Raw genomic sequence first — 11108 nt, 5'->3', positions numbered from 1 at the left:
TGCGTGAGGGTGAGCTTCGCTCACCCGAACGCAAAAAAAGTGGATCATAAGAATTCTAACTAAAGGTGCCTAGGAGCCAGCCAATGGAACGCCCCGCTCTCAGTAGTCGGGACTGGAGTCCCAGCCATACGGCGACAGTGACGGCGATGGTCCTCACGATCACCATCCTCGCGTTACTCGCTCGATTCGCCTTCCTCGGTGATCGCATCGCCCACTGGGACGAAGCCCGCGTCGCCTTCTGGATACTCGATTACATGCAGACGGGAAACTACAGTTACAGTCCCGTCATTCATGGCCCGTTCTACCACCACGTCAACCCGCTGATCTTCGAGTGGTTCGGAGAGACAGACACCGCGATGCGCATCGCTCCGGCGTTCATAACGGGACTGCTCCCGCTCACGGCACTGCTGTTCCGCAGCCGGTTAGATCGGATCGAAACCGTCGCACTAGCAGCGTTTTTGGCGTTCGATCCAATCGTGTTGTACTACTCGCGGTTCATGCGTGGCGACCCACTCGTCGGTGCGTTCATGTTCGCCGGCTTTGCGTTTCTCATCCGGGCGATCGACACCGATCAGACGGACCACCTTCTCGCCGCGTCGGGGCTGATCGCACTCGGCTTTACAACCAAAGAGAACGCGTTCGTGTACGTCCTCTGTTGGCTCGGGGCGCTCGCAGTAGTCCTCGACCACCGATCCGTGATTCGCTCGCGTGAGCGACCGTACCGGACCGTCGTTCGGGACACACTCACACGAGGCTGGAACTGGCTGGGTCGCCACGGTCTCGGAGTGATCGCGGCCATCATCGAGTTCTTCGTCGTCATCATCGCCTTCTACGCTCCTCGATCGAACGGACGACTCCACGTCCCCGGACCGGACGGTGGGCAGTACGTCGGTTGGAACGTGCTCACCGATCCGTCGCTGTTAGGGGCGTTCATCTGGGAAGGAACAGCCGGAGCGTTCCAATCGTTCTATTCGTATTGGGGGAACGGAAGCAAATCGGAACACCCGTATCTCCCGTATCTCGTCGACCTGCTCGAAACGATCGGCTACGGGTCGCTCATGCTCGTCGTGCTCGCGTGTCTCGGGTTCGCCGTCGATCGATACGGTAGCGACACCCCGCGTGAGCTGCTCACAGTCGCGTTCGCGTGGGGCATAGTGTCGATGTTCGGCTACCCAGTCATTACAGACATCAAAGCGCCGTGGGCAGCGGTTCACGTTGTGCTTCCGTTGATGATTCCCGCAGCTGTTGGCGTTGGGGCGCTCCTCCGACCCGTCCGTGCTGGCGTCGTGACGAACACCCGGTGGGCGCGCGTAGGGGTGGCTGCGGTCGTTCTACTGTTGGTCTCTGCGCCCGTTGCTGCCATCGGGATTCACAGCGTCTATCAAGCGCCACAGTCATCCGACAACGAACTCGTCCAGTACGCCCAACCGGCTGACGATTTCCACCCAACGATAGACGAGGTCGAACGGATCGCAGCAAACAATCAGCAGGGCACTGATGTCGTGCTCTACGGACAGCAGTTCGTCAACGGCGATCCGATCTATCAGAAACCATCGTGTGCCGGTAACAACGGGTGGTTCGACACGCTCCCACTGCCGTGGTATCTGGTTCGCAGCGACGCGTCGGTCACGTGCGCCCAATCACCAGCCGATCTCGATCAGCTCAACGAAAAACCACCGGTCGTCATCGCTACCGCGAACCACGTCATGAAAAACGAGAGTAATGAGACCGTTAGGGTTCCGGTCGTCCCGGAGGAACTCAACGAGCGATACGAAGGGTACGACGCGACGATCAAACAGATGCGGACCACCGACACCGATGTGGTGTTTCTTATCGACAGCGAGCGAGTGAACACGACTCAATCGTCATCCGGACGGTAGGCTCTAGAGCGTTTTTCGATCTCGTATACGGCGAGTCTGTTCGTAGTCGATTCGACAACCGAGCCGGAACACACCGATACGAAGCTTGGCGTGTGGAACACCAGCTAGTGGCTCGACGTATTCGTCCGGATCACGCCATTCGCCGGTAGCGATCTCATCGAGCTTCGACGTGATGCGATCCTATTCGTAGTTCTCAAGCTTCTCAAACGACGCCTGGGCACGAGGGGCAAACCCCCACGATCATCCTTCTTATTCGGCATCGTCGCTGCCCCCGGAATCCGATGTCAGCCCGGCACGGACCTCGTCGCTAGAAACGAACCCCGTTTCATCCATCCGCAGTTCGTGCTCGGTCGCGGCGATCGACTTCCACGTTTCACGCGACACCCCGGGGTGTCGCACGGCATCGCGCAAAACATACCGCATGAACTCGCTCCGACTGCTGAACCTCTCCTTTCTACGCTGCGTCGCTGTCGTCGAGAAACACCGCCGATAATCGCAGGTTGATGCTCGTCATCGTCGGCTCGCCGCCGTTGTGCGCATCCGTGTTAGACATACAAAGTATATACGTGCGTTATGCTGTAGACATATCGACGAGCTGTGCCCGAAGGGGAGCTACTGTTCTTTCTCCCAATCAGAACATCGTCCATAAACCATTATTACTGTACAGATATATACAATGATGTATATAGTTGGTGTCAACGGATGACAGATACAACAGAACGATTGGAGGTCGATGGGTTCGCGCTCATCGGGCGGACGTTCGAGGAGTACGTCCATATGTTCGACCTTGATCCGGCAGCACTGGCTGGTCAGACGGTGCTCGATTGTCCGTCGGGCGTTGGCTCGTTCGTTCGGACGGCCAACGAGCGCGGGATCGACGCGATGGGTGTTGATATCGCCTACGGGATGTCCCCGACTCGACTCTCACAACTGGCGAACGCGGACTACGAGCACGTGGTGGCCCAGCTTCGAGAGATGTCGTCGTTGTTCGAATGGGGGTTCTACGGGGATATCGACGGGCGGAGTCGATATTTAAAGCGTGCACACGAGGAGTTTTCCGATGATTTCGAGCGCAACAGGGGTCGATACGTGCACGCGGCACTGCCGAGCCTTCCGTTCAACTCGGATTCGTTTTCGGTCGTGCTCTCCGCACATTGTCTGTTTTTATACGGAGATCGACTGGATCGAGAATTTTATCTCGCGTCGCTGCGCGAACTTGCCCGTGTAGCGACCGAGGAAGTCCGGGTGTTCCCGCTCTCCGAACTCGACACGAACCGGTATCACGCACTCGATTGGATCGTCAAAACACTCGAAAGCGAGGGATACACCCCAGAGCAGGTGAGCGTCCCGTTCGAGTTTCAGCGCGGTGTCGCGGAGATGCTCCGGATCACAGACGTTTGAGATGGTTCGACACACCCACCAGCTATCGACAACGGTTATGGTGACTGACTCAAACGCTCACTCATGAACGTTCGACTTACGTCGCCGGGACCGACACTGGGCGTCGTCGGCGGCGGACAGCTCGGGCGGATGCTTGGCGAGGCAGCCGGACCGCTCGGAATCGAAATCGTCGTGCTCGATCCGACACCAGACTGTCCAGCGTCGCCCGTCGTCAACGACCAGATCGTTGGCGAGTTCGACGATCCTGATGGACTCCGCGAACTCGCGGAGCGTGCGGACGTGTTGACGTTCGAGATCGAACTGGCCGATCCGGAACTGCTAGAAACCGTTCACGAAGAGACCGGCGTTCCGGTCGAACCCTCGCCATCGACGCTTCGAACTATTCAGGATAAGCTGGTCCAGAAGCGATCGTTGGCCGAGGCAGAGATTCCAGTTCCGGAATTCCGGCGTGTTGACAGCGTGGAGGATCTCCGAGAGGCAGGCGAAGAGTTGGGCTGGCCGCTCATGCTGAAAGCTCGGCGTGGTGGCTACGACGGCCGGGGGAACGTCGCCGTCGATGGTCCTGAGGAGGCCGACGACGCGATGGCAGAGATCGGTGGTGACGCGATGGTCGAGGCGTTCGTCCCCTTCGACCGGGAGCTGTCGGTCATCGGTGTGAAGGGTGAGGACACGACCGACGCGTTCCCTGTTACTGAGACCATCCACAAACAGGAAATCCTCCGAGAAACAGTAACGCCGCCACAGGTCGGCAACGAGGCCGATCAATCGGAGATCGAGCGTCGCGCCTACGACGTTGCCAGCGACGTGCTCGACCAGATGGAGGGTCGAGGCGTATACGGAATTGAGCTGTTCGAAGTCAACGGACGGATCCTCGTCAACGAGATCGCACCCCGGCCACACAACTCCGGCCACTGGACCATCGAAGGTGCGATCACCTCTCAGTTTGAACAACACGTCAGGGCTGTGATGGGGTGGCCGCTTGGGACCACAGACCGACGGTGTCCGACTGTGACGACCAACATCCTTGGTGGGGTCGCAGAGCCACGGCCTGCCGAACTGACCGGCGTCGAAACCGTCTTAGCAGGAACGAACGCAAACCTCCACTGGTACGGAAAACAGGAGGTGCGGCCGCTCCGAAAGATGGGTCATATCACGACGACCGGGACCGATCCCAACGCGCTCTTGAAACGCACGCGCGATCTTCGTGATGCGGTGTCGTTCGAAACCCCTGAGTAACCGAACCATGACTGTCTCCGAACTACGATCACTCATCGACGAACTGGAAACGCAAGCAGAAACCGACCGTCCGTCCGAGACCACACCCGAAATCGGCATCGTCATGGGATCGGATTCGGATCTCGACACGATGCATGGGGCGTATGAGGCGTTGACGGAACTCGGGTTCGAGGAGTGTACCGACTACGACGATCCGCCCGAAGCACGATTCACATTCGAAACGTACGTGGTGTCGGCCCATCGGACCCCACAGCTCATGTACGCCTACGGAGAGACTGCCCGCGATCGTGGGATCGACGTGATCATCGCTGGTGCGGGCGGGAAGTCAGCCGACCTCCCGAACATGACGGCCTCGATTGCCTATCCCCTTCCCGTTATCGGGGTCCCAATTCAAGAGAAGTCAGTCGATTCGGTGCTCGGGATGCCCACTGGTGCACCGATTACTGCCGTTGACGCCGGCAAATCGTTCAACGCCGCGTTGTCAGCGGTCCAGCTCCTCGCTCGGGAACACGAACAACTCGAACAGCGCCTCATCGAGTATCACACCGAACTGCAACGCGATGTAGGGACCGTCTCTCGGGAACTACATGAGCGTGGGACGACAGCGTTTCGAGACGAACGGGAGTGAACCGCCTCGGAGTCAAGTCCCGAGGCACTCGCCTTGCTTATCTGTAAATGAAATCGTACCGTCCGCGTTGTATCAGAAAACCCGCCGAATAGGACCGAAAACGGGCGGATCACCGGAAATGAATCCTTATATGGGTGGCATTCTAAGCGGCCATACGATACAAGCACGATGAGTAATCCATGGATAGCGATCGGCGCGCTGGGGTTGGTTGCGGTCGCAATACCGTTCAGCATGATGGCCGTTTCGAGCTTGTTGCGCCCCAGGGTGCCCGAACAAGGAAAAACCACGACTTACGAGAGCGGCGAGGTGCCGACTGGCACCACGCGCATCCGATTTAATATCCAGTACTACATGGTTGCGCTGTTGTTCCTCGTCTTCGACATCGAGACGGTGCTCATTTTCCCGTGGACAGTCATTTACCGAGACGCCGTCTCTCAACCCAACATTGGCATCGTTCCGGTGTTGGTTCCGATGCTGGTGTTCATCGGAGTCCTTTCCGTCGGTCTCGTATGGGCGTGGCGCAACGGTGCGGTCCGCTGGATTCAATCACCCGGACAGGGCCTGACCGGAGCACGAGAGTCATGACACCAGACAGATCCCAGGAGCCATGAGTAGCCACAATCAAGACACGACAGGCGCACAGACTACACAGGAGGCCCGTATGGGCGAGGGGGTCGATAACCGATTCAACTCGAAGCTCCGCGAAGCGTTCGGTTCGTCGCCCTTCATCCTCACGAAGTTCGACAGCTTCATGAACTGGGTTCGGGGCTCCTCGATGTTCATGCTACAGTTCGGTATCGCGTGTTGCAGCATCGAGATGATGCACACCTACGCTGTCAAGCACGATCTCGATCGGTTCGGATCCGGCGTCCCTCGTGCATCACCCCGACAGGCGGACGTGATCATCGTTCCAGGAACCATCGTCTCGAAGTTCGCCCCGCGGATGAAACGAGTGTACGATCAGATGCCCGAGCCGAAGTTCGTCGTTAGCATGGGATCGTGCACGTGTTCTGGTGGCCCGTTCCAGGAGGGGTACAACGTTATCAAGGGTGCCGAAGAGGTCATCCCGTGTGACATTCACGTTCCTGGCTGTCCACCGCGACCCGAGGCACTGATCTACGGCATCGTCAAGTTGCAAGAGCGGATCGCAAACGGTGAGACAGCCCCAGTGACGGTTAAACCGTACGAACTCGAACAGTTCGGTGATCTCGAAGAGGATGAACTCGTACAGCATCTGGCCGATCAGATCGACGAGGAAGACCTCGTCATGCGGTATAACTGGGCTGAGTCACCATGAGTTTGGAAGCACCAGAACCGAGCACTCACACCGATGTCGGTGTCACCGAGACCGGTCTCGATTACGACGTACTCGAATCGTTGTTGGGTGAACTGGTCATCGACCGCGAGACGCACCACAATGCGGAAGCCTTCGTCGTCCGGCCAGACCGAGTCGCTGACGCGCTCTCGGTGTTACGAGAAGAAGCGGGGTTCGATCACTGCTCGTGTGTCACAGCACAGCAGTATGAGGACCGCTATGAGAGCATTTACCATCTGAAGAAGTACGACGATCCGACCCAGGAAGTCGGTGTCGTGGTACCAACGAGCATCCACGAGCCAAAAAGTCAGAGCGGATCGGGCGTTTACCGGACGGCTGACTGGCACGAGCGGGAGGCGTACGATCTGGTCGGCATCGAGTACGACGACCATCCAGATCTGCGTCGGATCCTGCTGCCCGAAACGTGGCAGGGGCATCCTCTGAGCCAGAACTACGACCAGGAACGACAGCAGGTCGTACCGTTGACCGAGCACGCCAACCCGTTAGAAGAGGACCATCGCGGTGGGACGGACACGATGTTCATCAACATCGGCCCGCACCACCCGGCGACCCACGGCGTGCTCCACCTCAAAACGACGCTCAACGGGGAGCAGGTCGCTGACGTGGAGTCCGACATCGGCTATCTCCACCGGTGTGAAGAGCAGATATGCCAACAGGGGACCTATCGGCACCAAATCATGCCCTACCCCGACCGGTGGGATTACATCTCGGCCGGGCTGCTCAACGAGTGGGCGTATGCCCGTGCCGCCGAGGATCTCGCAGACATCGACGTACCCGAGTACGCCCAGATCATCCGCACGATGAGCGCGGAGCTGTGTCGGATCGCGTCGCATCTGCTCGCGCTCGGTACGTTCGCTATCGACGTGTACGGGGATTTCTCGGCCATCTTCATGTACGCGTTCCGCGATCGGGAAGTCGTACAGAACATCCTTGAGGATCTCACCGGCCAGCGGATGATGTTCAACTACTTCCGGCTCGGCGGTGTCGCGTGGGACTTGCCCGAACCCCGTGAGAAGTTCTTCGAGAAAACACGGGACTTCCTCGACGAGTTGCCTACCAGACTCGAAGAGTACCACAACCTCGTTTCCGGGAACGAAGTGTTACAGCTTCGGTGTGTTGACACCGGTATCCTCGAACCGGAGGTGGCCAAACAGTACGGCTGTACGGGACCGGTCGCTCGCGGATCTGGCGTGGATTACGATCTCCGGCGAGACGATCCGTACGGCTACTACGACCGCCTCGATTGGGATGTCGTCACTGAAGACGGCTGTGATAACTACTCGCGCGTGTTGGTTCGTCTCCGAGAAGTCGAAGAGAGCGCGAAGATCATCGATCAGTGTGTCAATCTTCTTGAGGAGTGGCCCGAAGACGATCGGACGATCCAGAGCAACGTCCCACGGACACTCAAGCCGGATCCCGACACCGAGATCTACCGTGCCGTCGAAGGCGCGAAAGGGGAACTCGGGATCTACATCCGCAGCGACGGCACCGACACCCCCGCGCGGTTCAAAATCCGCAGTCCGTGCTTTTCGAACCTGCAGGCACTCCCCGAAATGGCCGAAGGCGAATACGTCCCTGATCTGGTCGCCGCGCTCGGAAGCTTGGACATCGTGCTCGGTGAGGTGGATCGATGAGCATCGCAGACACCCTCGGGAGCGCGCTTGGACTCGGTTCACTCGGCCCGCTTGAGGATTTTCTGCTCTCGCTCGTCGGCGCAGCGTTCGTCGGGACGTTCGTTCTGCTCAACACGGCGGTCGCCGGACCATGGGCCAAGCGGAAGATCACCGCCGCGTTCACCGATCGGGTGGCTGTCAACCGTGTTGGACCGTTCGGGCTGTTGATCATCATCGCTGACGCCGTCCGGATGCTCTCAAAAGAGTTGATCATCCCAGATGGGGCCGACCGACCAGCGTTCGATCTCGCACCGCTCGTATTGGTCGCCTCGGCGCTACTTGGGTTTGCAGTCGTGCCGATGGGTAACGGCATTCAACTCGCAGATCCGGAAGTCGGACTCGCCTTTCTGTTTGCTGTCGCGTCGATCGCCAGCATCGCGCTTGTGATGGCCGGCTACGCGTCGAACAACAAGTATTCGATGCTCGGCGGGCTGCGGGCGGTCGCCCAGAACGTCGCTTACGAAATTCCGCTTGTTGTCACGGCGATGTCCGTCGTGCTGTTCACCGGCACGCTCCAGACCAGCCAGATCGTCGGCGCACAGGCCGAAACGTTGATCACGATCGCCGGAGTCTCGATTCCCTCGTGGTACGCGTTCGTGAACCCCTTCGCGTTCGTGTTGTTCATCGTCGCAAACATGGCGGAAGTCGGCCGGAATCCGTTCGACGTGCCGGAAGCGCCCACCGAAATCGTCGCCGGCTACCAAACGGAGTATTCGAGCGTCTACTTCGTGTTGATGTATCTCGGTGAGTTCATCCACATCTTCCTCGGTGGTGCGATCCTTGCGACGGTGTTCCTCGGTGGACCCGCTGGGCCGGTGTTGCCGGGCTTCGTCTGGTTCACGATCAAGATTTGGGCGTTCTTCCTGTTCACCCAGTGGGCGCGTTCGGCGTTGCCCCGCGTTCGGATCGATCAGCTCATCGAAATCGGCTGGAAAGGACTGCTCGAACTGAGTTTCGTCAATCTCCTACTCACCGCCATTATCGTCGGGGTGATCGTGTAACCCGACGGGACGGTGGACTCAAACGCTTCCCGCTCTAACACACCATAAAACTATGATTGGACTACTCAAGGGCATGGCGACGACCATGAAACACGCGCTCGACGGCTCAACGTTCACTGTCGAGTATCCGGACGACCCGCCCGAGGTCAGCCCTCGGTTTCGCGGCGTCCACAAGTTCAGCCAGGAGCGCTGTATCTGGTGTCGCCAGTGTGAAAACGTCTGCCCAAACGATACGATACAGATCGTTATGGACGAACAGCGCAACGGCGAACAGTACAACCTCCACATCGGACAGTGCATCTACTGTCGGCTCTGTGAAGAGGTGTGTCCCGTTGATGCCATCCTGCTCACCCAGAACTTCGAGTTTACGGCGGACACCAAAGACGAGTTCGCCTACAACAAAGAGCAACTGAAAAACGTCCCGTGGTACAAGGACATCGATCCGCTTGCCTCCCGCGAACCGGACCGCGGAGCGTGGATCGGTGACGGCGAAGGCGAAGTGGATTATCAGTAAGCGAAATTTCGAGCTTGTTTTCGATTGCGATCGAGATCACGTATCACTCGTAGCCAACCGTGCGAGAAACAGCGTGAACGTTGCTTCATCATCTGTTAAGCCGCTTTTGACGGCGCACTTGTCCAGCAGGGAAAAGCCCGCAGCTCGTAGCTGCCGTTCAGTTACGGTTGGTCCCGCGATCTCCCACTGCATTTCGACACCGCTGTCGAGCCAGTTCGGGTTCTCACCCTGCCATGCCTCTGTGCCTTCAGTGAAGAGTAGGTGACCGTCCGGGCGGAGAACGCGAGCGAACTCATCGAGCACGCGCTGGTGGTGATTGAGGGGCACGTGGATCAGCGAATGGAACGCCGTCACTGCGTCGACCGTTCCATCACGAACCGGCAGCGAAGTCATATCACCCTGTAGAAGGGACGCTGTGGGCGCGTTCTCCGTTGCCACTTCCACCTGTCCACGGGAGAACTCCACGCCGATCGCCTCGGTCTCGCAGGCGAGTCGGTCAAGAATCGGTGTTCCGTGACCACAGCCGGCGTCGAGAACGCGGGCAGTTTCGGGGAGCCGATCGAGAAACCCCTCCAATCGCTCCCGTGCGTGCCCATCAGCAGTTCGGTGCTCGGCGTAGCTCTCCGTGATCTCGTCGTACGCACGCCGGACATGGTTTCGATCGTCCATCGAGATCGAGTACCGACGGTACCCACAAATGCATACCGATAGTATGTGAGTTAGCCACACCCATTCATCCGAACGACACTCGAATCGCAGTACCGAAAGGCGTTTATGTCGGTCCCGGCTACCAAGAGAATGGACTAGGCCGGGCAGTTAGGCCCTGCTCGAAACTCACGAAATGGTCTTTAGTGAGGGCCGAATCCGGGTGCGTCCGATCAACCGGCGCGGGCCCTGCAAACCAACTGAGAAGCCTCGTCCGTCGGGGGCAGCGGTCCACGACCAGACGCCTGCAGGGGCGTTTTGGCGTGGTTGATCGTGGTCATTCCGTCAGGCGCGGAAGCGAGCAGCGGAACCACGGACACCTGTCGCTCGACGGGTCGCGGGGTGGAGAAGGGGAGCAGCATTCCCCGTGCCGGAACATCGGGCAATCCCGTTGTCCGTCTTACTCATTCGTATTCATACGCCAGAGACAGTGGATCACTCGCTATCGATACTGGTGACATCCTCCCCACCGTAAACGGCGGGGCTTCCCTTTCAAGGGGATTCCGGCCGACCGTGGCCGTAGGTTTCAGCCCGAATACACCGAAAGCGTCATCTGTGCGGGTTTCGCACTCGTCTTCCGGTGGACTGTGGCGGTGTCACTACCGCTCCCGTCCTGTGGTGAGTCATCGCGTTCCGGTTTCCAAGGAACGCTCTCTCCCCACGGGTCTACGCGACGTGCAATGTTCGCCGCCGCGTTAATATCAGCTTGAAACTCCGTGATGTGGCAGTCGTCG

General features: G+C 58.8%; 11 protein-coding genes, 1 other RNA gene and 1 pseudogene. 10 read left to right on the top strand and 3 right to left on the bottom strand.

The features are described from left to right. Positions 1-83 precede the first annotated feature (83 nt). Complete coding sequence (locus EIK79_RS16995; protein ID WP_124956858.1) at positions 84-1880, top strand: flippase activity-associated protein Agl23; 1797 nt, start codon at positions 84-86, stop codon at positions 1878-1880. A 249-nt stretch (positions 1881-2129) separates the two neighbouring features. Here the strand turns inward: EIK79_RS16995 and EIK79_RS19335 are convergent, their stop codons facing one another. Beyond that, positions 2130-2303: a hypothetical protein gene (locus tag EIK79_RS19335; protein ID WP_368276981.1), complete on the bottom strand. Its 174-nt coding sequence runs from the start codon at positions 2301-2303 to the stop codon at positions 2130-2132. Between the two features lie 279 nt (positions 2304-2582). On the opposite strand from EIK79_RS19335, the gene EIK79_RS16980 reads away from it, so the two are divergent. The 8 genes from EIK79_RS16980 (at position 2583) to EIK79_RS16945 (ending at position 9669) form a co-directional block, all read left to right on the top strand. After that, positions 2583-3281 carry a class I SAM-dependent methyltransferase gene (locus tag EIK79_RS16980; protein WP_124956856.1) on the top strand — a complete coding sequence of 233 codons (699 nt, stop codon included), beginning with the start codon at positions 2583-2585 and terminating at the stop codon, positions 3279-3281. 63 nt (positions 3282-3344) lie between these two features. Then, the gene (locus EIK79_RS16975; protein WP_124956854.1) at positions 3345-4517 is read left to right on the top strand and encodes a 5-(carboxyamino)imidazole ribonucleotide synthase; all 1173 of its coding nucleotides are present in this window, start codon (positions 3345-3347) and stop codon (positions 4515-4517) included. Between the two features lie 7 nt (positions 4518-4524). Continuing rightward, positions 4525-5145: a 5-(carboxyamino)imidazole ribonucleotide mutase gene (purE, locus tag EIK79_RS16970; RefSeq protein WP_124956852.1), complete on the top strand. Its 621-nt coding sequence runs from the start codon at positions 4525-4527 to the stop codon at positions 5143-5145. Between the two features lie 168 nt (positions 5146-5313). Continuing rightward, positions 5314-5730 (top strand): NADH-quinone oxidoreductase subunit A, encoded by a 417-nt coding sequence (locus tag EIK79_RS16965; protein WP_124956850.1) that lies wholly within the window; start codon positions 5314-5316, stop codon positions 5728-5730. A gap of 22 nt (positions 5731-5752) precedes the next feature. Beyond that, positions 5753-6442: an NADH-quinone oxidoreductase subunit B gene (locus EIK79_RS16960; protein WP_124956848.1), complete on the top strand. Its 690-nt coding sequence runs from the start codon at positions 5753-5755 to the stop codon at positions 6440-6442. Next, positions 6439-8115 (top strand): NADH-quinone oxidoreductase subunit D, encoded by a 1677-nt coding sequence (locus EIK79_RS16955; RefSeq protein ID WP_124956846.1) that lies wholly within the window; start codon positions 6439-6441, stop codon positions 8113-8115. The genes EIK79_RS16960 and EIK79_RS16955 overlap by 4 nt, the downstream gene beginning before the upstream one ends. Next, positions 8112-9155, top strand: coding sequence for a complex I subunit 1/NuoH family protein (locus tag EIK79_RS16950; RefSeq protein ID WP_124956844.1), 1044 nt, complete (start codon positions 8112-8114; stop codon positions 9153-9155). Before EIK79_RS16955 ends, EIK79_RS16950 begins: the two co-directional genes overlap by 4 nt. Positions 9156-9207: 52 nt before the next feature. Continuing rightward, positions 9208-9669: a NuoI/complex I 23 kDa subunit family protein gene (locus EIK79_RS16945; protein ID WP_124956842.1), complete on the top strand. Its 462-nt coding sequence runs from the start codon at positions 9208-9210 to the stop codon at positions 9667-9669. Between the two features lie 36 nt (positions 9670-9705). Here the strand turns inward: EIK79_RS16945 and EIK79_RS16940 are convergent, their stop codons facing one another. Next, complete coding sequence (locus tag EIK79_RS16940) at positions 9706-10338, bottom strand: class I SAM-dependent methyltransferase (protein WP_124956840.1); 633 nt, start codon at positions 10336-10338, stop codon at positions 9706-9708. A gap of 127 nt (positions 10339-10465) precedes the next feature. Between EIK79_RS16940 and ffs the strand changes: the two genes are divergently transcribed. Continuing rightward, positions 10466-10775, top strand: an RNA gene (ffs, locus tag EIK79_RS16935) — signal recognition particle sRNA. A gap of 125 nt (positions 10776-10900) precedes the next feature. On the opposite strand, the pseudogene EIK79_RS16930 reads toward ffs, so the two are convergent. Beyond that, positions 10901-11108, bottom strand: a pseudogene (locus EIK79_RS16930) (RNA-guided endonuclease TnpB family protein); the annotation flags it as partial.

Source organism: Halocatena pleomorpha, from assembly GCF_003862495.1.
Classification (GTDB): Archaea; Halobacteriota; Halobacteria; order Halobacteriales; family Haloarculaceae; genus Halocatena; species Halocatena pleomorpha.
This window is presented reverse-complemented; position numbering and strand designations above follow the sequence as displayed.

Bases quoted from the DNA above. Each gene is read 5' to 3' on its own strand.
- EIK79_RS16995 (WP_124956858.1), top strand. From the start codon at position 84: ATGGAACGCCCCGCTCTCAGTAGTCGGGACTGGAGTCCCAGCCATACG.
- EIK79_RS19335 (WP_368276981.1), bottom strand. From the start codon at position 2,303: ATGCGGTATGTTTTGCGCGATGCCGTGCGACACCCCGGGGTGTCGCGT.
- EIK79_RS16980 (WP_124956856.1), top strand. From the start codon at position 2,583: ATGACAGATACAACAGAACGATTGGAGGTCGATGGGTTCGCGCTCATC.
- EIK79_RS16975 (WP_124956854.1), top strand. From the start codon at position 3,345: ATGAACGTTCGACTTACGTCGCCGGGACCGACACTGGGCGTCGTCGGC.
- purE (WP_124956852.1), top strand. From the start codon at position 4,525: ATGACTGTCTCCGAACTACGATCACTCATCGACGAACTGGAAACGCAA.
- EIK79_RS16965 (WP_124956850.1), top strand. From the start codon at position 5,314: ATGAGTAATCCATGGATAGCGATCGGCGCGCTGGGGTTGGTTGCGGTC.
- EIK79_RS16960 (WP_124956848.1), top strand. From the start codon at position 5,753: ATGAGTAGCCACAATCAAGACACGACAGGCGCACAGACTACACAGGAG.
- EIK79_RS16955 (WP_124956846.1), top strand. From the start codon at position 6,439: ATGAGTTTGGAAGCACCAGAACCGAGCACTCACACCGATGTCGGTGTC.
- EIK79_RS16950 (WP_124956844.1), top strand. From the start codon at position 8,112: ATGAGCATCGCAGACACCCTCGGGAGCGCGCTTGGACTCGGTTCACTC.
- EIK79_RS16945 (WP_124956842.1), top strand. From the start codon at position 9,208: ATGATTGGACTACTCAAGGGCATGGCGACGACCATGAAACACGCGCTC.
- EIK79_RS16940 (WP_124956840.1), bottom strand. From the start codon at position 10,338: ATGGACGATCGAAACCATGTCCGGCGTGCGTACGACGAGATCACGGAG.